At 52.8% G+C, this 20,112-nt stretch carries 19 protein-coding genes and 1 other RNA gene; 12 read left to right on the forward strand and 8 right to left on the reverse strand.

From position 1 onward, the window contains the following. Positions 1–9: 9 nt before the first annotated feature. From diaA to JK211_RS02455, 3 genes are read right to left on the reverse strand one after another with little or no spacing between them, the layout of a single operon-like run. Positions 10–597: a DnaA initiator-associating protein DiaA gene (gene diaA, locus JK211_RS02445; protein ID WP_212707083.1), complete on the reverse strand. Its 588-nt coding sequence runs from the start codon at positions 595–597 to the stop codon at positions 10–12. Between the two features lie 15 nt (positions 598–612). After that, positions 613–1,008, reverse strand: coding sequence for a YraN family protein (locus tag JK211_RS02450; RefSeq protein WP_212707084.1), 396 nt, complete (start codon positions 1,006–1,008; stop codon positions 613–615). Next, positions 966–3,077, reverse strand: a complete 2,112-nt coding sequence (locus tag JK211_RS02455) for a penicillin-binding protein activator (RefSeq protein WP_212707085.1) — start codon at positions 3,075–3,077, stop codon at positions 966–968. The genes JK211_RS02450 and JK211_RS02455 overlap by 43 nt, the downstream gene beginning before the upstream one ends. A gap of 62 nt (positions 3,078–3,139) precedes the next feature. On the opposite strand from JK211_RS02455, the gene rsmI reads away from it, so the two are divergent. The 3 genes from rsmI to JK211_RS02470 all read left to right on the forward strand — a co-directional run bounded on the left by rsmI (position 3,140) and on the right by JK211_RS02470 (position 5,157). Continuing rightward, positions 3,140–4,015, forward strand: coding sequence for a 16S rRNA (cytidine(1402)-2'-O)-methyltransferase (gene rsmI, locus JK211_RS02460; RefSeq protein WP_212707086.1), 876 nt, complete (start codon positions 3,140–3,142; stop codon positions 4,013–4,015). 33 nt (positions 4,016–4,048) lie between these two features. Further along, an RNA gene (rnpB, locus tag JK211_RS02465) (RNase P RNA component class A) lies at positions 4,049–4,423 on the forward strand. Positions 4,424–4,905: 482 nt separating this feature from the next. Beyond that, positions 4,906–5,157, forward strand: a complete 252-nt coding sequence (locus tag JK211_RS02470; protein ID WP_212711464.1) for a hypothetical protein — start codon at positions 4,906–4,908, stop codon at positions 5,155–5,157. A 97-nt stretch (positions 5,158–5,254) separates the two neighbouring features. Here the strand turns inward: JK211_RS02470 and JK211_RS02475 are convergent, their stop codons facing one another. Then, positions 5,255–6,139, reverse strand: coding sequence for a LysR family transcriptional regulator (locus JK211_RS02475; RefSeq protein ID WP_212707087.1), 885 nt, complete (start codon positions 6,137–6,139; stop codon positions 5,255–5,257). Positions 6,140–6,250: 111 nt separating this feature from the next. Between JK211_RS02475 and JK211_RS02480 the strand changes: the two genes are divergently transcribed. From JK211_RS02480 to JK211_RS02510, 7 genes are all read left to right on the forward strand, one after another. Further along, positions 6,251–7,216, forward strand: coding sequence for an ABC transporter substrate-binding protein (locus JK211_RS02480; RefSeq protein WP_212707088.1), 966 nt, complete (start codon positions 6,251–6,253; stop codon positions 7,214–7,216). 158 nt (positions 7,217–7,374) lie between these two features. Then, positions 7,375–8,466 (forward strand): LLM class flavin-dependent oxidoreductase, encoded by a 1,092-nt coding sequence (locus JK211_RS02485; protein WP_212707089.1) that lies wholly within the window; start codon positions 7,375–7,377, stop codon positions 8,464–8,466. A gap of 19 nt (positions 8,467–8,485) precedes the next feature. Then, positions 8,486–9,652, forward strand: coding sequence for an acyl-CoA dehydrogenase family protein (locus JK211_RS02490; protein WP_212707090.1), 1,167 nt, complete (start codon positions 8,486–8,488; stop codon positions 9,650–9,652). A gap of 105 nt (positions 9,653–9,757) precedes the next feature. Then, positions 9,758–10,855: an ABC transporter substrate-binding protein gene (locus JK211_RS02495; protein WP_212707091.1), complete on the forward strand. Its 1,098-nt coding sequence runs from the start codon at positions 9,758–9,760 to the stop codon at positions 10,853–10,855. Beyond that, a complete protein-coding gene (locus JK211_RS02500; protein WP_212707092.1) occupies positions 10,836–11,834 on the forward strand; it encodes an ABC transporter permease in 999 nt (332 codons plus the stop codon). The genes JK211_RS02495 and JK211_RS02500 overlap by 20 nt, the downstream gene beginning before the upstream one ends. Continuing rightward, complete coding sequence (locus tag JK211_RS02505; protein ID WP_212707093.1) at positions 11,828–12,613, forward strand: ABC transporter ATP-binding protein; 786 nt, start codon at positions 11,828–11,830, stop codon at positions 12,611–12,613. Before JK211_RS02500 ends, JK211_RS02505 begins: the two co-directional genes overlap by 7 nt. Positions 12,614–12,633: 20 nt before the next feature. Beyond that, positions 12,634–13,416, forward strand: coding sequence for a class II aldolase/adducin family protein (locus tag JK211_RS02510; protein ID WP_212707094.1), 783 nt, complete (start codon positions 12,634–12,636; stop codon positions 13,414–13,416). Positions 13,417–13,454: 38 nt separating this feature from the next. On the opposite strand, the gene cybC is transcribed toward JK211_RS02510, so the two are convergent. Further along, entirely contained in the window at positions 13,455–13,841 is a 387-nt protein-coding gene (cybC, locus tag JK211_RS02515; RefSeq protein ID WP_212707095.1) for a cytochrome b562, read from the reverse strand. Between the two features lie 73 nt (positions 13,842–13,914). Next, positions 13,915–15,255: a metalloprotease PmbA gene (gene pmbA, locus JK211_RS02520; protein WP_212707096.1), complete on the reverse strand. Its 1,341-nt coding sequence runs from the start codon at positions 15,253–15,255 to the stop codon at positions 13,915–13,917. Positions 15,256–15,368: 113 nt separating this feature from the next. Here pmbA and yjgA point away from each other — a divergent pair, with 113 nt between their 5' ends. Further along, positions 15,369–15,914: a ribosome biogenesis factor YjgA gene (gene yjgA / locus JK211_RS02525; RefSeq protein WP_212707097.1), complete on the forward strand. Its 546-nt coding sequence runs from the start codon at positions 15,369–15,371 to the stop codon at positions 15,912–15,914. 40 nt (positions 15,915–15,954) lie between these two features. On the opposite strand, the gene mpl is transcribed toward yjgA, so the two are convergent. Next, positions 15,955–17,313, reverse strand: a complete 1,359-nt coding sequence (gene mpl, locus JK211_RS02530) for a UDP-N-acetylmuramate:L-alanyl-gamma-D-glutamyl-meso-diaminopimelate ligase (RefSeq protein WP_212707098.1) — start codon at positions 17,311–17,313, stop codon at positions 15,955–15,957. A gap of 157 nt (positions 17,314–17,470) precedes the next feature. Between mpl and fbp the strand changes: the two genes are divergently transcribed. Beyond that, positions 17,471–18,478, forward strand: a complete 1,008-nt coding sequence (fbp, locus tag JK211_RS02535) for a class 1 fructose-bisphosphatase (RefSeq protein ID WP_212707099.1) — start codon at positions 17,471–17,473, stop codon at positions 18,476–18,478. Between the two features lie 57 nt (positions 18,479–18,535). On the opposite strand, the gene JK211_RS02540 is transcribed toward fbp, so the two are convergent. Continuing rightward, on the reverse strand, positions 18,536–20,092 hold the full coding sequence (locus tag JK211_RS02540) for a methyl-accepting chemotaxis protein (protein WP_249213743.1): 1,557 nt from the start codon (positions 20,090–20,092) through the stop codon (positions 18,536–18,538). Positions 20,093–20,112 lie beyond the last annotated feature (20 nt).

Raw genomic sequence — 20,112 nt, forward strand, 5'->3', positions numbered from 1 at the left:
CTCCTTCAGTCATTCCTGATGGGGAAATAATGTGTAATCAATAAGTTCACACAGACAGTTCACCGTCAGCATATGCATTTCCTGGATCCTTGCACTACGGTGCGAAGGAATGCGTATTTCAACGTCATGGGGGCCAAGCAATCCGGCCAGTTCTCCCCCGTCATATCCGGTCAGGGCGACGATGGTCATATCGCGGGTCACCGCAGCTTCGACAGCTCTCACAATATCCCGGCTGTTGCCACGGGTCGATATTGCAAGCAGCACATCTCCTGCCTGCCCGAGTGCTCTGACTTGTTTGGCATAAATTTCATCATGCTGTCGATCATTACCGATCGCGGTCAGCATAATATTATCTGCACTTAATGAGACTGCGGGTAAGCTGGGTCGTTCATTTTCAAAGTGATTTATCATCGTAGCGGTAAAATGCTGAGCATTGGCGGCGGATGCGCCATTGCCACAACTCAGAATTTTATGGCCATTGAGCAACGACTGAACCAGCGTCATCGCTGCACGGGAGATTGCATCCGGCAACGCTTCGGCGGCAGCTATCTGCGTCTGGATACTTTCGGTAAAACAAGCTTTAATTCTTTCCTGCACAAGACCACCTGGTGATTACATATCGGTATCAAACGCGTTTTTTAACCATTGCAGTTCCTTTCCGGTCACCGCAATAATATCAAAGCGACAGTCCGTGGTAGCAAAACTTTGCTGCCTGCCGGCCAGCCATAGGGCGGCAGCTTTCCGTAACCGCTGCCGCTTCTGCCGGGTGATGCTGGCCAGTGCCCCGCCGAAGCGATCATTGCTTCTGAAACGCACTTCTGTGAACACCCATATCATGCCATCGCGCATGATAAGGTCTATTTCGCCACAGGGATAGCGAACATTACTGGCCACCCATTTCAGCCCGGCACGTTGCAGAAAGCGACGCGCACGCCGCTCATACAACTGTCCGTTAATAATACGGTTTAATGTACCGGTATAATTTGCCCCTGAGAATATTGGTTCCATGATAACGTCCTGTTAATCACGCAATTCTGACCGGCATTCAGCATACCTGTATCTCCGCTGATCTGGTAACCGGGTTGCTGGCGGAGCTGACTGAAGTGATTCGCCAGAGTCCAGGCATCGATCCCCATTGCGTACAAACGTGCCAGCGAATAATCATTACTGAAGTTTTTCACTGTCTGTTGCATCAGCGCCGGATTAGCCCCGGACAGTAACGGAATATCACTGAACTGAAGGCCATCCATTTCCAGACGGAAATCCGGACCAGAGCCTGCCTGCGAGCTGAGTGAGCTGGCGTACAAGGCGATATTGCTACGGCTTCCGGTGCGCATAGTGATCATCGGTTTAATCAGCGCCAGTTCGCTTTGGCTGGCGACAATGTAAACAGAATCAATATTGCCCGGCGCAGCGTTATCTGCCACAGGTGCCGGTTGTTCAGGGGCAGCAAAGGTCAGTCCGGCAACCGAAACCGAAGAGGATGCCGGTGCTGAATTATTTTGTACCACAACCGGTGTACCGGTCATTGCGATACCGGAATTACTGTTAATCCGTTGTTTAAGATCAGCGACTGAACCAAACGTCTGCTGTTCGACCACTGAGCCCCCCAGTTTTTGCCACTCAAGCGCAAAAGCATTTGCCACACGGTTGCCAAAGTTATTCGCCGGAATAAGCAACAGGGGCATACGTTTGTTTTGCTGCCAGATATGACGGGCCGCATCGCGGGCTTCATTTTCCGGCGACAGGGCGAAATAACACATATTGGGGTGGTTCTGTAAGCTGCCGGGTTCATTCAGCGCCAGGATATTCAGCGGCGTGGACAGGGAAGCAACTTTGCTGACATCGTCCTTCAGTAAGGGACCGACGACCAGGGTCGCACCATCACTCTGTGCCTGCTTAATCAGCTGTTCGACCGGCTGTGTGTTCGTATCATACACTTTCACCAGCGTAGTGCTGTTGGCCGGTGCTGTCGCGGGTATCGTCGGTGCTGAGGAGGCTGCCGCCGTTACAGCGGCTGACGCAGGCGGCGTCGCTGCCGGAATCGTTGCCGCCGACGGGCTGACAACAGCATCAGTGTTTGCCGGTGATGTGGCACTGATCGGTGCATTAGCACTGCCGGTGACCGTGCTGGCCGCCGGAGCAGTTGCCCCTGTCACAGCCGCTGCCGCAGGCGTCGAGGATGGTACAACCGCTGAGGCAGTTACCTGACTGATTACACCATTACGCGCATCATCAAACCCTTTTTCTATCGCCTGTGAAAACACAGCCGCAGGGCCACTTAACGGCAGCAGTAATGCAATTGTATTGGTCGATGCAGGCGTCATATTCATGCTCTGCAGCAGACCCGCAGGCAATTGTTTTGCTGCCGGGTTATCCGGGTAACGGGTTTGCCAGTCTTTCACCCCGGATTTCAGCGCATTCAGATCACCGTTACTGCGGTAATAGACTCCCAGCAGATCCAGCCAGCCTTGCAGAATATTTTCATTGGCATTAATGATAAAGTTGCTGGCTTGCTGCTGAGGTATTTTGCGTAACGACAGCCAGGTATTATCAATATTTTGCTGTTGAGCATCACCCTTCAGCAAGGGCTGTAAGGCAATATAAGCGCGCAGAGTGTCCAGGCTCGGCTGATCGCGGCTCGCGGCAATGGTGGTCGCGTAATAACGGGTCTTTTGATCGGCCGATAACCCGGCGACATTCACCCCTTTCAGCAGCTGCAGCGCCGCTACCGAATGATTAGCCGATACCGCATACTGTGCTTTCAGTAAATCCAGCTCCTGCTGCCGGGTTGCAGAGACCTGTTGCGGTAATAATTGCAGCTGTTTACCGGCGGCAGAATATTTTCCTTCTGTCATTAACGCGCGGATTGCGAGTAATTGCCAGTCGGTCTTGCTATCATCACTGCTCTGCTGCATCTGTTGCAGGTAATAAGCAGAGGTACCTGTTGCCGGCCCCCCGACATTCACCGCAGGTGCCTGCGGCCCCTGAGAAGAACAGGCGGCCAGAATAAGCCCGGCAAGAACAACAGGAACAAAACGCCCTGCTTTACGACGATTCACATTTGAAAGAAGCATACGGTATCCGGTTATGTTTTTTTCAGAACGCCTAATATTAAATCGGCAATTCGGATGAAACAATGAAACAAAACGATCAGACAGATATTTCTGCGGGTACACTGTATATCGTCCCGACCCCCATAGGTAACCTGGGCGATATTACACAGCGTGCGCTGACTGTCCTGTCAAACGCAGACTTGATTGCCGCAGAAGATACACGCCACACTGGCATGTTACTACAACATTTCGCAATCAACGCGCGCCTGTTCGCACTCCACGATCACAATGAACAGCAAAAAGCCGATTATCTGATAACACGATTACAGGCAGGTCAAAGTATAGCGCTGGTTTCTGATGCAGGTACCCCGCTGATTAACGACCCTGGTTATCATCTGGTCACTAAATGCCGTGATGCCGGGGTAAACGTCGTGCCTCTGCCCGGCGCCTGTGCCGCGATAACAGCATTAAGTGCCTCAGGGTTACCGTCCGATCGATTCTGTTACGAAGGGTTTCTGCCGGCCAAAACCAAAGGCCGTTGCGACACGCTTCGGGCGCTGACGACCGAACCACGGACGCTTATTTTTTATGAATCCACCCACCGTTTGCTCGATTGCCTGCAGGATATGGTGCAGGAATGGGGGACTGAACGTTATGTAGTACTGGCGCGTGAAATTACCAAGACCTGGGAAAGTATTTATGGTGCCCCGGTCGGCGAATTACTTCGCTGGGTAAAAGAAGACGAGAACCGCCGTAAAGGTGAGATGGTACTGATTGTTGAAGGGTATCATGCTGATGCAGAAGCTCTGCCTCCGGAGGCTCTGCGGACTCTCGGCCTGTTACAACGCGAGTTACCACTGAAAAAAGCAGCAGCACTGACAGCAGAAATCCACGGGGTGAAGAAAAATGCACTCTACCGTTACGCCTTAGATCAACAAGAAGATCAGCAAGACGCGTGACAAATGGCCGCGAATGCCCTATTATCCGCGGCCGAAGCTGACCAGACAGTCGCCGCTTCGTCGTTGTCCCTTCGGGGAGACGGACGGAGGGGAGGAAAGTCCGGGCTCCACAGGGCAGGGTGCCAGGTAACGCCTGGGAGGCGCAAGCCTACGACCAGTGCAACAGAGAGCAAACCGCCGATGGCCCGTTTACGGGATCAGGTAAGGGTGAAAGGGTGCGGTAAGAGCGCACCGCGCGGCTGGCAACAGTCCGTGGCACGGTAAACTCCACCCGGAGCAAGGCCAAATAGGGGTTCACATGGTACGGCCCGTACTGAACCCGGGTAGGCTGCTTGAGCCAGTGAGCGATTGCTGGCCTAGACGAATGACTGTCCACGACAGAACCCGGCTTACCGGTCAGCTTCAACTTTTTATGGAAAAACCCGCTGCGGCGGGTTTTTGCTTTTCTGCTTCCGGGAAAGTCTTCTGCGGCCTGCGGTGTCGCGGACGTGTCCACGACGCTATTCACCCACAGGAACGCGGCTTACCGGCCAGCTTCCGCTGCTTATGGACAGCACGCTGCGGCGGGTTTTTGCTTTTATGTTCTCTGATAGCCTCCGGCGATCATATGGCTCAGGGGCGACCGTGCAATATTTCCCCGAAAAGAGCGGTCTGAGTAATGATATATTGGCTGAGTCGCAGTGAAATACCTGCCGCTTAAAAAGCGTACACCTGACATGATACACCCTGGGAAATGAAGAGGTAATAAATTGATATTATTAAATAAAATAATCCCTGCCTTGATGCTCTTTTCTGTAATCGTTATGACCAGCGGCTGCGTCAATAGCACTGCGGAATCAGTAAGTAGCACGAGCGGTGACAATTATCCGGCCCGGGTTGCGCTGGAGGCAATGGGTAGATCTTTTCAGGAAAATGCCACTGACTTAAAAGTCACACAGCAGGTAAATAGCGGAGAAGCGCCGGATAAAGCGATTGTCACCGTTGAACAATCGGGGCTAATGGACGATTCTGTCGCTGCCGAACGAACTGTTTTTACAATGAATTACCGCGAAGGTCAGTGGGAGACAGTCAGCCGGGTAACAACTCAGCGCTGCTGGCCTGAACGGGGGCATCAGCAGTTCTCTGAGCAGCCATGTGATTAGAGCCCGCGAACCAGGTGACTGACAGTCCGGCAGACAGCGACAATCTATAACAGCGCAGTATATCCTGCCTTCTGCCGTTCCGCGGAATGATGCTGATTCAGGGAAGCTGATCGGCAACCTGACGGGCAAATGCACGGATCGCCGGCATCAGATTGCCCTGCTCAGGGGCCGATAATAGCCAGAGATAGTTTTCCGGCTGATATTCCTGACTGGCGATAATTTGCAGGCTCTCCCGTAACGGGCTGCTCTCCAGTACTGCCAGCGGTACAATTCCTACACCGTTACCATTCGCCACCAGTTGCATCTGTAAGAGTGCTCCGGCACTTTCCACATTAACGTTGAATCGACTGCCTGAATGTTCAAGATAACGGATAATACCGGCTCTTAATCCGCACCCTTCAGGATTCAATACCCACCCCGTTTCTGCCGCTTCACCCAGTGTTATATGCTCACTGAACATTCCCTTACGGGCGATCACCGCTACCGCCATAGGTTTCAGTTTTACAGCCTGAATATTCTCCGGCACCGCAAGGTTCGCCGGACCTATCGCCAGCATGGCATCAAGGTCGAAGTTTTCCAGACGATTCAGTAACTGTCCGCCCCAGCCACAACTGACCGTGATTCCGGCATGAGAAAATTCCTGACGTAAGTTATTCAGGGTGTGCGTCAGACTCAGTTCACTCAGACTTTGGGGTAAACCTAACCGCAGAGGCCCCCGCGGCTGTCCGCCATCATCGGCCATCGCATACAAACGACGGGCCTCTCTTTTCAGAGCCAGGCACTGCTGATAAACCCGCTGTCCGACCGTGGTCAGCCGCAGGGGTTTGGTCTGCCGGTCCAGCAACCGGGTCCCTAATGACTGTTCCAGACTTTGTAATCTGCGGGTGATCGCTGACTGCGTAATCCCTAAATGTTCAGCGGCCTGACTCAGGGAAGAAAACTGTACTACCGCCAGTAATGCATCGATGTCATCTATTCGCATGCTGATCTCTTATGAACTTTTTGCATATTAGCTTAGATAAAAATTGAATTTTAGGAATAAAAATACCTTTGCTAACGTAATAACACATTTCATTTGTTGCAGGAATTATTTATGTCTTTTTCCTTACCGGGTACACAGGTCCGTCGCGTTATCCGGTGGATAGCGGTGTTATGGATCTTACCGGGGCTGGTATTCAGTGTATCTGCTGCACAAACCTCTCTGGTAGTCGGTGATCAGGCGCGTATTTTACGCAGTCTGATGGAGGCTTCCGGGGTATTGCAGGATCTGCCGTACTCGATCCACTGGGCCAATTTTCAGGGAGCCGCCCCGTTGTTTGAAGCCCAGCGGGCTGATGCCACAGACACTTCTTACGCCGGGGATTTACCGGTATTACAGGCACTGGCAGGCGGAGTGAATCTGAAAATTATTTTAACCGAAGTCAGTACCGGAAGGGGTAACGGCATTGTAGTGCCTGCCGACAGCCCGCTAAAAACGGTTAACGACCTGCGTGGTCAGCAGGTCGTTGTTTCCTCAGCGGCCGGCAGTATTTCACAGAATATGCTCTGGCTGGCACTGGAAAAAGCCGGTCTGTCGCGTCAGGATACGCGGATCCGGTTTGTATTGCCGGTTGATGCCAGCGCCGCTTTTAACAGTGGCCAGATCAACGCCTGGGCCGTTTTTGACCCCTACCTGGCCGTCGCTCAGCAAAACGGGGGCCGGTTAATTACCGATGCCAGCCACCTGACAACCTCATTTTCGTTTCTGACCGCTACGACCGCATCACTGGCTGATCCGGCGAAGCGACAGGCCATTCAGGACTTTGCTGGCCGGGTACGTAAAGCCAGACTTTGGGCGGTCAGTCATCCTCAGCAATATGCCGCCAGTTACGCCGCGCTCAGCCAGTTACCTCTCTCGACTGCCCGCCTGATTATCTCACGCGGATCGACAGACTCACGCAATGTCACTCCCGGCGATCTCAGCAACCTGCAATCCACCGCAGATCGTTTTTATCACTATGGCATTCTTCCGCAAAAAATTAACGTCAGCGAATACGCCATTACCGGTTTTCTGAATTAGCCCGCGACGTTAGCGCACGGTGCCTCGGGTTCATATCTGTTTAGCATAATTACTAATGTTAAAAATGAATTTTGATCATATTAACATTCGGCCTAGAGTATAAAAAACCACCGCTGATCTGTGCAGATCTGCGGGCCCTTTTGTGACAGGAAATAACTATGAGCATTCAGTTTATCGGCATGATTAGCCACCGTCTGGCATCTGAAACCATCGCCCCTTCAGGCCCTGTATTTGATAAAGACTACATTACTCGTATTGCACGGGCCCATGAAGCCGCAGGTTTCGACCGCCTGCTGGTCGCCCATGCTTCCGACCAGCCCGATGGATTTCTGGTCACAGCACTGGCCGGGCTCTCAACAGAAAAAATTAAGTTTCTGCTCGCCCATCGTCCCGGGTTCGTCTCCCCTACCCTCGCAGCACGTAAATTTGCCACCCTGAATCAGTTACTGGATAACCGTCTGGCAGTACATATTATCAGTGGCGGCAGCGATGCAGAGCAGCGTCGTGACGGTGATTATCTGGACCATGATCAGCGCTATGCCAGAAGTGAAGCTTTCCTCGACGTAGTACGTGATATCTGGAGCAATGATCAGCCCTTCAATATCAGTAATTCATTTTACCGGGCTGAGCAGGCGATCTCGGCAATACGTCCCCCTGCAGATCAGCCGATTCCGGTCTTTTTTGGCGGGTCATCCGATGCCGCGATTCGGGTCGCCGGTAAACATGCCGACGTTTACGCACTGTGGGGAGAATCTCTGGCCCAGACCAAAGAGACTATTGACCGCGTGACTGCCGAAGCAGCCCGTCATGGTCGGAAAACAGAGTTCAGTGTCTCTTTCCGCCCGATTATTGCCGATACAGAAGCGGAGGCCTGGCAGAAAGCTGAACTAATCCTTGCCACCGCGACCCGTCGTCAGCAGACCGCCGGGCCGCTGAAACCGGATAATAAACCACAGAGTGTGGGAGCTCAGCGGCTGCGTGCTACGGCCGCCCTCGGAGAAATTGTCGATAAACGTCTGTGGACCGGTATCGCAAAGCTGGTCGGCGGCGGACAAAACTCTACCGCGCTGGTAGGTACGCCAGAACAGGTTGCCGATGCATTACTCGATTACTACGACCTCGGGGTGCGAAATTTCCTGATCCGGGGTTTCGATCCTCTGAATGATGCGCTGGATTACGGGAAAGTATTACTACCACTGACACGGGAAAAAATCGCCCGCCGTGAACAGGCTGAACGCCAGCGTGCCTGATATCCATAAGGAGCATCCAATGAGACAGGCAGAACAGTCTGCGGCCCCCTGGCCTCCGGCATCATTACTCGCCGATATTCGCCACCGAATGGCAGAAACGGCGCAACAATATGATCAGCAAGGTGCTTTCCCGCACCAGAATCTGTCCTGGTTACAGCAGCATAAATTACTGGCACTGGCGACCGGACAATCCTATGGCGGAAGTGGCGCTTCCCTCGACACGCTGCAACAGGTGATCAGCGCCATTGCCGGAGGTGAGCCGTCGACAGCACTGATCACCTGTATGCATTATTTGCATCACTTACGGTTACGCCAGCCAAACCGCTGGCCGACAGAGCTGATCCGCAGGGTATCCGAAACCGCGGTCAGCGAGGGGGCCTTGATTAACAGTCTGCGGGTCGAGCCGGAAATGGGTTCACCGTCCCGTGGTGGCCTGCCACAAACCATCGCACGGCGTACCGCCACCGGCTGGGTACTGAATGGCCATAAGCTTTACACTACCGGGATTGAAGGGCTGCACTGGCTGGTCGTCTGGGCATGCAGTGATGACCAGGTCCCGCTGGTCGGCAGCTGGCTGGTGCCGAAATCGGCCCCGGGTATCAGCATTATTCCCAGCTGGGACCATATTGGTATGCGTGGCACCGGCAGCCATGAAGTCATTTTCAAAAACGTCACTGTGCCGCTCAATTATGCGGCCGATGTCACCCCGGTGAATGCCACGACTCACACGGATACCGCGTCTCAGACCGCATTTGCCAATGCCAATACGGCACTGCTGGCCGCCATTTACGATGCTATTGCCCGGGCCGCTGCCGACTGGCTGACCGGCTGGCTTCAGCTACGGACCCCTTCAGGTCTCGGCAAGCCTCTTGCCTCCCTGCCGCGGGTTCAGGAACAGGCCGGACAAATTGAATCGTTACTACTGATTAACAGCACACTGTTAAACCAGGCGGCGGCAGAAGCGTTCAGCTATTCGCAGGCCGGTTTAGCAAAAGCGACTATTACCGATAATGCTATCCGCGTGGTCGACCTGGCCCTGCAGTTATCAGGGAATTACGGGCTGACACGCAGTAATCCACTGGAGCGTCATTACCGCAATGTGCTCTGTGGCCGGGTACATACCCCGCAGCGAGACAGTGCCTGGTTATATGCGGGACAACAACGACTGAACACAGCCCCGGCCTGACTCGCCGCAGACATTCACCGGTGCGGCCGGCGGCTCTGTCCGGAGATGGTTTCCGGTGACAACATTAATTTCCCGGGTCCGGGAACAATAACAAGGAATTGACTGATGCGTTCTTCCCTATTATCCCGCAGGCGTTTTCTGGCCCTCAGTTCCGGCCTTGCAGCAACACCGTTGCTCGGCGGTTTTTCATCTTCTCTGTGGGCGGCTGAGCCTGTCGGTCATTCGATGGCAGGCATGGCCGGGATGATCGAAACCGCCGATAATACCAAAGGCGGCGTTGCAGATACTTCATCACTGCGGCTGGCCGAACCTTTTAAATTAAAACTGGCGATCAACCAGAGCGCGATCTGTATTGCGCCGGTCACCGTGGCACAGCAACAAAATCTGTTCAGCAAATACAATCTGGATGTCGAATTCGTCAATTTTGGTAACTCAACCGATGTGCTGTTACAGGCGATTGCCACCGGGAAAGCGGACGCCGGGATCGGAATGGCACTGCGCTGGCTGAAAGCCCTTGAACAGGGGTTCGATGTAAAACTGACCGCCGGTACTCATGGCGGCTGCCTGAGCCTGCTGACGGCAAATAATTCTCCTTATACCTCTCTTGCCAGTCTGAAAGGTCAGTCTATCGGGGTAACCGATATGGCCGGGCCGGATAAAAACTTCTTTGCGATTTTACTCAAAAATCACGGCGTTGACCCCATCGCGGATGTGCAGTGGAAGGTCTATCCTGCCGACCTGATGACCCATGCGCTGGATAACGGTGAAATTGCCGCCATCAGTGGCAGTGAACCTTTCAGCACGCGGATGCTGGATACGGGGAAATATCATCTGCTGGCCAGTAATATGACCGGAGAGTACGCCAACCTGAGTTGCTGTGTTATCGGCGTTAGCGGGGAGCTGGCCCGTAAGCACAAACCTGCAGCAGCGGCACTGACTCAGGCCCTGCTGGATGCCCACAGTTTTGCCGCCAGGAATCCGCAAAAAGTCGGTAGCGAATTTATGGCCCATGCACTGAATACCTCGCCACAGGAAGTGTCAGCAATTCTGATGAGTCAGGCCCATGACCATCATGCTGTCGGAGCAGCATTCGTCAACGAAATGACCCGCTATGTCACTGATTTACAGAGAGTACAGGTTATCAGTGCCTCAGTTAATCCTCATCAGTTTTCGGAGAGTATTTATGCAAATGTCTTCGCCTGATCATCTGATTGCCCCGGCCGGACTGACACTGCCCCGGCTGTGGAATAAAGGCGCAATTGCGGCGCTGGCATGGCTGGTTTCGGCCGCTATTACGCGGTACTGGCCAAACGGTGCCAGAGACTGGCCTTATTCACAACTATGGGCAGAGATTAATGTGACTATTGGCCTGTTGTTACTGCTACTGACAGTCACTTATCGCCACTGGGTCACTGCATTGCCCCGGCTCAGAGTCGCCGCGGCCTGGCTAATCGCCTTGCCTCTGTTACTCAGTGGCTGGCAGTTATTAACGGCAAAGCTGCTGGTACTGCCGGTCCCGTTTTTCGCGCCTCCCCAGGCACTGTTACAGGTGTTTCATGATGACTGGCCAAGGCTGCTCGACAGCCTGTATCACTCACTGTCTTTGCTGGTGAGTGGTGTGCTGCTGGGCACGCTGTTTGGTTTTATTGCCGGGCTGGCGATTGGCTGGTCACCGCGGGTTGGCTACTGGATGCATCCGGTACTGCGTATCCTCGGACCATTGCCGGCCACTGCCCTGTTGCCGTTATGCTTTTTTCTGTTCCCTACCAGCCATGATGCCAGCGTGTTTCTGATCGCACTGGCGACCTGGTTTCCGGTCACTGTGCTCACCTGGTCAGGTGTTGCCGGGATCGATCAGGCCTGGTATGACGTGGCCAGAACCCTGGGCGGGAACTCCCGTTTTCTGATTTTACGGGTAGCTATCCCTGCCGCTTTGCCGAGTGTGTTTGTCGGTTTGTTTATGGGGCTGGGAGCATCATTTTCGGTACTAATTATTGCCGAAATGGTCGGAGTTAAGTCAGGTATCGGTTTCTATCTGCAGTGGGCACAGGGCTGGGCTGCCTATTCAAATATGTATGCAGCACTGTTACTGATGGCCCTGCTGTGTTCCGGGCTGATTAGTCTGTTATTCGCGGTAAGAAACCGGGTACTCCGCTGGCAAAAAGGAACCATGAAATGGTAACCACCGCTCAGGCAACAGAAACATTCAGCGGGCTGAGTATCAGCCTGCAAAATATCAGCCACCGCTTTACTCTGAAAGATAAGCAACTGCCGGTACTGGATAATGTCAGCCTGCAGATTGCCCCGGGTGAAAGCGTGGCATTGCTCGGCCCTTCCGGTTGCGGAAAATCGACACTGTTGCGTTTACTGGCGGGTCTTGAACCTTTACAGCAAGGGCAGCTGCTGGCGGGAAACCAGCCGGTAACCGCCCCTGGCCCTGACCGTATTCTGGTATTTCAGGACCCGACGCTATACCCGTGGCTGACGGTACGGCAAAACGTTTTACTCGGCCCGCGGGCTCGCGGACTAAAAGGGCAACAACCCAAAGCTGATCAGCTGATCAGCCGCATCGGTTTGCAGGAGTTTGCTGATGCCTGGCCAGCCCAGTTATCGGGGGGGATGGCACAACGGGCGGCATTAGCCCGTGCGTTGCTGAATGAGCCCCGTTTGCTGCTGCTGGATGAACCCCTCGGTAAACTTGATTCCCTGACGCGGATCCGTATGCAGAGTGAATTAATTACCTTATGGCAAAACCAGGGCTATACCAGTGTGCTGGTTACCCATGATATCGAAGAAGCTTTACTGCTTAGCCACCGTGTGGTGGTTTTTTCACCCCGTCCTGCACGCATTCTTGCCGAATTCCGTAATCCGGCACCTTTTCCCCGTCATCGGGACGCCCCTTTACTGGTCAGACAACGTCAGGAAATTCTGGCTTTACTCGGCCAGGGCACTGACTGGTAATTTTTTATACAGGAATCATTATGACTACAGACACCCTGGTTCATCACACCGCCACAGATAGCCGCCACTGGTCTGATGAAGAATATGCTGTGCGGCTGGATCTGTCCCGCGCTTACCAACTGGCGGCGCGGCTGAAATTTACTGACCATATTTATACGCATTTTTCGGTGAGGGTACCGGGCAAAGAAGAACACTTTCTTATTAATCCCTACGGATTACTGTTCGGGGAAATAACCCCGCACAATCTGATTAAAATAGATATCCGCGGTAATATTATTGATGATCCGACCGGGCTTGGGATCAATCAGGCAGGCTATGTGATCCACGCAGCCATTCATGAAGCACGTCCGGATCTGAAAGCAATCCTGCATACCCATACCCGTGATGGTGTGGCGGTTTCTGCGCAGCGCGAGGGGCTGCTGCCCATATCACAGCACGCGCTTGGCTTTTACTCACGTATCACTTATCACGACTACGAAGGTATTGCCCTTGATATGGATGAACAACAACGGCTGGTCCGGGATTTGGCAGACAGTGATGTTATGATCCTGCGTAATCATGGTTTGCTGGCCGCGGGAAGCAACATAGCGCAGGCGTTTCGCAATCTGCATATGCTTGAGCGGGCCTGTAATATACAAATTGCTGCGTTGGCCGGCGGCCGGCAGAATATCCTGCTGGCGCCTCAGGAAGCGATTGATAAAGTCAGTGAACAGTCATCACGCTTCAGGGATGGGAATGATCCTGTGACCCTGAAACACTGGCAGGCGCTGGTCCGTACTTTGCCTGCTGAAATATCCGGTTAATACTGCCGCCCGGGCCCTGCATAGGTCCGGGCAGGCAGTCAGCGAAATTTTTTATGGTTCTGATTACGGATCTCAGCCAGCTTTTTCGCTTCAGTTCTGGCTTCCGGTAGTTTATTCAACACCGCAAGTTTATCAACCACCACAATCTGTGTGATTAACTGATCCAGTCCGGCACGGTAATCTTTCATACCGGCACTGTCAGGTGCCTGCCCCTGCAACGTATAGGGCGCCGATTTTTTTGCATCTTCGGCCGCCGCCTGCATTTTTTGCAGGGCCTGATGCATTTCCGGGCCACTGTCAGTGCTCTGCACGGTTGCCAGCTCCACCCCCAGAATATCCATATCCTGTTCCAGTGGCAGGGCATAGGCCGAAGCGCAGGAAAGAAACAGCACGGCAGTGAATGCCGCAATCACAGATTTACCCATTGCTCACTCCTTAATGATTATCAGCGTACCGGCATTATTAGTTTTATCACCGGTATCGACTGCTGCCAGCCGGTTACTGACCGGCGATTTTCATTCCGTCCAGTAATACAGAGCCGCACTGAATATTACTGCGGGTTTCGATGTCATCGCCGACAGTGACCATGTTTTGCCACATATCTTTCAGGTTACCGGCAATAGTAATCTCACTGACCGGATACTGTATCTGGCCATTTTCGACCCAGAAACCGGAGGCACCACGAGAGTAGTCACCGGTGATAGCACTTACCCCCTGACCCATTAACTCGGTGACCACCAGCCCGGTGCCCATCTGCTGTAATAACTGTTCAAATGAGTGGCCTTGTCCGGCAATACGCCAGTTATGGATGCCGCCGGCATGCCCCGTACTGTGCAGACCCAGTTTGCGCGCAGAGTAGCTGGTCAGTAACCAGTCCTGTAAAACACCATGATTAATAATCGTCCGGTCGCAGGTTCGGACGCCTTCACTGTCAAACGGGGTAGAAGCTACGCCTTTCAGCAAATGCGGACGTTCTTCAATATTCAGCCAGTCAGGGAAAATCTGTTTACCCAGTGAGTCCAACAGGAAGGTCGATTTACGGTAAACATTACCACCACTGATAGCTCCGACCAGATGACCAAATAGCCCCGTCGCCACTTCAGCAGCGAAAATAACCGGAGCCTGCATGGTAGACAGTTTTCTCGGGGCCAGCCGTGCCAGAGTACGACGGGCACACTCTTCACCGACCCACTGTGCCGTGCGCAGGTCAGCAAAATCGCGGGCCGCGGTATACGCGTAATTGCGCTCCATCTGCCCTTCCTGCTCAGCAATCACACTGGCCGAAATACCATGGCGGCTGCTGCAATAACTGTTCAGTAAGCCATGGCTGTTACCGAATACACGGATACTGGCATGGCTATTAAAACTGCCACCCTCGGTATTAATAATCCGCTTATCCGCCTGCAGGGCTGACTGTTCTGCCGCCGCCGCCAGTTCAATGGCACGATCAACTTCAATCTCCGCAGGATGGAACAAATCCAGGTCCGGAGCATCCCAGGCCAGCAGATCTTTTTCCGCCACTCCGGCGCAGGGATCCGGTGAGGTGTAACGGGCAATATCAACAGCAGCCTGAACCGTACGCTGGATAGCCTGCGGGCTGAGATCGGTCGAAGAAGCACTGCCTTTACGCTGCTGCAGATAGACGGTGATTCCCAGCGCACCATCACTATTGAACTCAACATTTTCCACGTCGCCATAACGGGTACTGACACTGATCCCTGTCGTTTTACTTACTGCGACCTCTGCGCCGTCGGCGCTGGTTTTCGCCAGCTCCAGCGCGTGAGAAACTGCCTGTTCCAGCACTTTACGTTGCTCTGCAACCTGAGTTGATACCTTCATCGATTCGCCGTCTGCTGTTATGTATGAATATATTCAGTCTATCAGAGTCAGAGAACAATTTCGCAGTCACCCTGTAACCTGTTAGCATTAGCTTCTTTTTCAGGAGCCCTATAATGACCAGACAGCCCGATGAGTGGCTCGACCACGAGCCAGACCCCCAGCAAGATGAAGATGAAGAGATTATCTGGGTCAGTAAAAGTGAAATTAAACGTGATGCCGAAGAGCTTAAACGCCTGGGTGCAGAACTGACTGACCTGAGTAAAAATGAGCTGGAACGCATCCCGCTGGATGAACAGTTGCGCGATGCAGTTGAACTGGCTCAGCGAATCAGGAAAGAGGCACGCCGCCGCCAGTTACAACTGATTGGTAAGTTATTACGTTCACGTGACGTCGAACCTGTTCGCCAGGCACTGGATAAACTGAAGAACCGCCATAATCAGCAGGTAGCACTGTTCCACAAACTGGAAGCGATCCGTGACCGGCTGATTGAACAGGGCGATGATGCGATTACAGAGGTGATTAATTTATATCCGACAGCCGATCGTCAGCAATTACGCAGTTTTATCCGTAATGCTCAGAAAGAAAAAGCGGCCAATAAACCGCCGAAATCTGCACGACTGATTTTCCAGTATCTGCGTGAGCTGGCGGAAGCTGAGTAAGGCTTCCGGCAGGGCGACATTTCGCCCTGCCGGCCGCGGCTTACCGGTTTTCCAGTCGCTGGCGGAGCTTCTGATGGATCCCTTCAAAACCGCCATTACTCATGACCAGCAGGGTATCACCGGGTTTTGCCTCTCTGGCTATCATTTCCACCAGCGTATCAATATCCGCACTCCAGTGTGCAGGCTGGATACAGGCATCAGCCACATCCGTAACCTGCCACGAAATATGCGGCGGCTGGAACAGGAATACCTGATCGGCTTTGGCCAGTGACGGTGCCAGCTCATTTTTACTGATCCCCATTTTCATGGTATTGGAGCGCGGTTCGAGTATCGCGAGGATCCGTGCATTACCACCGACTTTACTGCGCAAGGCCGATAACGTGGCCAGGATAGCCGTCGGATGATGGGCAAAGTCATCATAGATATCCATGCCATTGATATTGCCCTTCCATTCCAGACGACGACGGGCATTGATAAAATCATTCAGGGCTAATGCTGCATCCTGCGGAGTAATGCCGACATGCCGGGCGGCCGCCATCGCCATTAATCCGTTATGCATATTATGTTCGCCCACCAGTGACCAGTTCACTTCTGCCACCGGCTGGCCATCAAACCAGACTTCCCAGTGGGATGCATCGGCGTTCAGTTTTTTCGCCTGCCAGTGCCCCTGTTCTCCCAGAGTTTCCTGTTCACTCCAGCAGCCCATCTGAATCACCTGACGCAGGTTAGTATCCTGCTCCGGCCACAGGATTTTCCCCTGACCGGGAACAATACGGATCAGGTGATGGAACTGGCGCTGAATAGCACGCAGATCATCAAAAATATCCGCATGATCAAACTCCAGGTTATTGAGGATCAGTGTCCGCGGGCAGTAATGCACAAATTTAGATCGTTTATCAAAGAAGGCACTGTCATATTCATCTGCTTCAATGACGAAAAACGGGCTGTCACCGGGCCGGGCAGAGACATCAAAGTTGCCCGGCACACCACCGATAACAAACCCCGGCGCCAGGCCACAGGCGTCGAGGATCCACGCCACCATCCCCGAAGTGGTAGTTTTACCATGAGTGCCGGCAACGGCCAGCACCCAGCGGTCGCGCAGCACAAAATCATGCAGCCATTGCGGACCGGACATATAAGGCATATTTTTTTCCAGTACCGCTTCAACACAGGGGTTCCCCCTGGCCATCGCATTACCGATGATCACCAGATCCGGTGCCGGATCCAGCTGCTGAGGGTCGTAGCCCTGAGTGAGTTCAATTCCCTGTTGTTCCAGCAGAGTACTCATTGGCGGATATACGTTGCTATCAGAACCGGTCACTTCGTGTCCCAGAGATCGCGCAAGTATTGCCAGCCCACCCATAAAGGTGCCACAGATACCCAGAATGTGAATTCGCATAAACTGATCCATTACCCAAAAGTTGCGGTACAGTGTAACGCTACAGCCGGTAACTAAGAAATAAGATGATTGATTAAGTTATTATGGCCAGTTAAGTTTGCATTGGTGTTAACATAAAGTAAGAAATTAATTAATTAACTTATCCCGGATAATTGTTATGAAAACATTGGGTGAATTTATTGTTGAGAAGCAGCATGACTTTCCTCATGCCACAGGCGAACTGACAGCGCTGATTTCAGCGATAAAACTGGGCGCAAAAGTTATTCATCGCGACATCAATAAAGCCGGTCTGGTCGATATTCTTGGCACCAGCGGCGTCGAGAACGTACAGGGTGAGCAGCAAATGAAGCTTGACCTGTTCGCTAACGAAAAACTGAAAGCCGCCCTGAAAGCACGCGGAATTGTGGCGGGCATCGCCTCCGAAGAAGAAGATGAATTTGTCATTTTCGAAGGTGTGGAAAACGGTAAGTATGTGGTGCTGATGGACCCGCTTGATGGTTCCTCAAATATTGATGTCAATGTCTCTGTCGGTACTATTTTCTCAATTTATCATCGTATTACTCCCGTAGGGACGCCGGTCACTGAAGAAGACTTTATGCAGCCCGGTACCGCTCAGGTTGCTGCCGGATATGTGGTTTATGGTTCATCGACCATGCTGGTTTATACCACCGGCCACGGCGTACATGCCTTTACCTACGATCCGTCACTGGGCCTGTTCTGTCTGAGTCAGGAACGGATGACTTTCCCGGCACAAGGCAATATTTACTCGATTAACGAAGGTTACTATTCACGCTTCCCGCAGGGGGTGAAAAAGTACCTGAAATTCTGTCAGGAAGAAGATACGGCTACCCGCCGCCCTTATACTTCACGTTATATTGGCTCTCTGGTCGCAGACTTCCATCGTAACCTGTTAAAAGGCGGTATTTATCTGTACCCGAGTACCGCAAGTTATCCGACAGGAAAACTGCGTTTATTATATGAATGTAATCCGATGGCCTTTCTCGCCGAACAGGCTGGCGGCAAAGCCAGTGACGGCACCACCCGTATTCTGGAACTGAAACCCCAGAGTATTCACCAGCGCAGTCCGTTCTTTGTCGGTCCTGAAACGATGGTCAACGACCTTGAACGTTTTATCCGCGAGAACCCTGAAGAAAACGCACAATAATTACCGGTTTTCCCCCGCAGATCTTACCCGGTGCCGATCTGCGGGGCTGGTGACGCTTTACGCCGTCAGACGAAACCCGGCGACCGTATGCTGTAGCCGGGAACTCTGGTCTTCGAGTGTATGAGTCGCTGACGTTGCCTGTTCCACCAATGCGGCATTCTGCTGCGCCACGTCATCCATCTGTGTGACCGCAATATTTATCTGTTCGATACCGCGGCTCTGTTCATCAGAGGCAACCGAAATTTCTTTCATCAGCAGACTGACCTGCGATACTTCAGAATAAATTTCACTCATCGATTCCCCGGCCCTGCTGGCCATCCTGCTGCCATCAGCCACCTGGCTCTGGGAAGTGACTATCAGCTGACGGATCTCTTTTGCGGCACTGGCACTGTGCTGGGCAAGGCTGCGGACTTCGTTAGCAACCACCGAAAATCCCCGGCCCTGTTCCCCGGCCCTGGCCGCTTCAACCGAAGCATTGAGAGCCAGTATATTGGTCTGAAAAGCAATACCATCGATCATAGCCAGAATATCGCCAATTTTTTGCGAACTGTGGGTAATCTCCTGCATTTTTTCGACAACCTGATTGACCACTTCTGCACCACGATGGGCAGTTTCCGACACCCGGCTGGCAAGCTGATGCGCCTGATGCGCATTACCTGCATTCAGGCGGACTGTGGCGGTGATCTGTTCCATACTCGCGGCCGTCTGTTCCAGAGAGGCTGCAGACTCTTCTGTACGCTGAGACAGGTTAAGGATCCCCGCCCCCAGTTCACGGCATCCCTGGTCTATCTGTAAACTGGCCCCGGAGACTTGCTGTACCGAAGTCCCCAGCGCACTTTGCATCGCCTGCAGTGTATTCATTACCCTGAGCAGCTCTTTACTGCCTGCCAGAGGCACCTGACGGGTTAAGTCCCCTTCGGCAATAAATGTCAGATGTGTCGTCATCAGCGCCAATGGCTGTAACAAGGCCTGCCGCAGGATCCGCCAGCTGATCAGTAAGGTACTGATGGTAATGATTGAACAGAGAGCCAGTAATATTTCCATATTCCTCTGCCGTTTTCCGGCAAGGATAAATTGCTGTTGTGCAACATTACTGGCGTAACGATTAAACGTTTGTACCGACTGACTGAAGCTGGCCATCAGGGCAGGGAATTTCTCAATATTTTGATAGTAACTGGCAAGATCTGCTGCTTTAAGGCTGGTGACCATCGGAAAAATAGCCTGCCCGGTATAGGCCTGAAAACTGCGACTGATGTCAGCCGCCATCTGTTTTCCTTTCTGCGTCACCGTCCCGGCTTTCATAAACAGTTCCATATGCAGCAGTGAACTGGCAACCGCATCATTTACCCCCTGCAGATACTTTGCTGCGGCCTGTTTATCCCCCGATTCCTGCTTGAGGACCACCAGTGCCGCCAGTGAGCGACTATGCAGTAAGTCGCTGTTACTCTGGTAAAGGTTAGCCAGCTCATTCTCATGGATACGATTGATCTCAGTCAGTGAGCGATCGGCGGCTCTCAGAGCGATAAACCCGGTGGCGCTGACAATGCATAACAACGCGGTCATTAATAACAGAATAATCAGCAACCCGCTGCGTAATGATAATTTAAACAGCATAAAACCTGTTCCTTAGCCGC

It is taken from the genome of Tatumella sp. JGM130, from assembly GCF_018257525.1.
Classification (GTDB): Bacteria; Pseudomonadota; Gammaproteobacteria; order Enterobacterales; family Enterobacteriaceae; genus Tatumella; species Tatumella punctata.

Excerpts from the sequence above, each read along its gene's own strand:
- JK211_RS02450 (WP_212707084.1), bottom strand. The coding sequence starts at position 1,008 with ATGGAACCAATATTCTCAGGGGCAAATTATACCGGTACATTAAACCGT.
- JK211_RS02455 (WP_212707085.1), bottom strand. The coding sequence starts at position 3,077 with ATGCTTCTTTCAAATGTGAATCGTCGTAAAGCAGGGCGTTTTGTTCCT.
- rsmI (WP_212707086.1), top strand. The coding sequence starts at position 3,140 with ATGAAACAAAACGATCAGACAGATATTTCTGCGGGTACACTGTATATC.
- JK211_RS02470 (WP_212711464.1), top strand. The coding sequence starts at position 4,906 with ATGGGTAGATCTTTTCAGGAAAATGCCACTGACTTAAAAGTCACACAG.
- JK211_RS02475 (WP_212707087.1), bottom strand. The coding sequence starts at position 6,139 with ATGCGAATAGATGACATCGATGCATTACTGGCGGTAGTACAGTTTTCT.
- JK211_RS02480 (WP_212707088.1), top strand. The coding sequence starts at position 6,251 with ATGTCTTTTTCCTTACCGGGTACACAGGTCCGTCGCGTTATCCGGTGG.
- JK211_RS02485 (WP_212707089.1), top strand. The coding sequence starts at position 7,375 with ATGAGCATTCAGTTTATCGGCATGATTAGCCACCGTCTGGCATCTGAA.
- JK211_RS02490 (WP_212707090.1), top strand. The coding sequence starts at position 8,486 with ATGAGACAGGCAGAACAGTCTGCGGCCCCCTGGCCTCCGGCATCATTA.
- JK211_RS02495 (WP_212707091.1), top strand. The coding sequence starts at position 9,758 with ATGCGTTCTTCCCTATTATCCCGCAGGCGTTTTCTGGCCCTCAGTTCC.
- JK211_RS02500 (WP_212707092.1), top strand. The coding sequence starts at position 10,836 with ATGCAAATGTCTTCGCCTGATCATCTGATTGCCCCGGCCGGACTGACA.
- JK211_RS02505 (WP_212707093.1), top strand. The coding sequence starts at position 11,828 with ATGGTAACCACCGCTCAGGCAACAGAAACATTCAGCGGGCTGAGTATC.
- JK211_RS02510 (WP_212707094.1), top strand. The coding sequence starts at position 12,634 with ATGACTACAGACACCCTGGTTCATCACACCGCCACAGATAGCCGCCAC.
- cybC (WP_212707095.1), bottom strand. The coding sequence starts at position 13,841 with ATGGGTAAATCTGTGATTGCGGCATTCACTGCCGTGCTGTTTCTTTCC.
- pmbA (WP_212707096.1), bottom strand. The coding sequence starts at position 15,255 with ATGAAGGTATCAACTCAGGTTGCAGAGCAACGTAAAGTGCTGGAACAG.
- yjgA (WP_212707097.1), top strand. The coding sequence starts at position 15,369 with ATGACCAGACAGCCCGATGAGTGGCTCGACCACGAGCCAGACCCCCAG.
- mpl (WP_212707098.1), bottom strand. The coding sequence starts at position 17,313 with ATGCGAATTCACATTCTGGGTATCTGTGGCACCTTTATGGGTGGGCTG.
- fbp (WP_212707099.1), top strand. The coding sequence starts at position 17,471 with ATGAAAACATTGGGTGAATTTATTGTTGAGAAGCAGCATGACTTTCCT.
- JK211_RS02540 (WP_249213743.1), bottom strand. The coding sequence starts at position 20,092 with ATGCTGTTTAAATTATCATTACGCAGCGGGTTGCTGATTATTCTGTTA.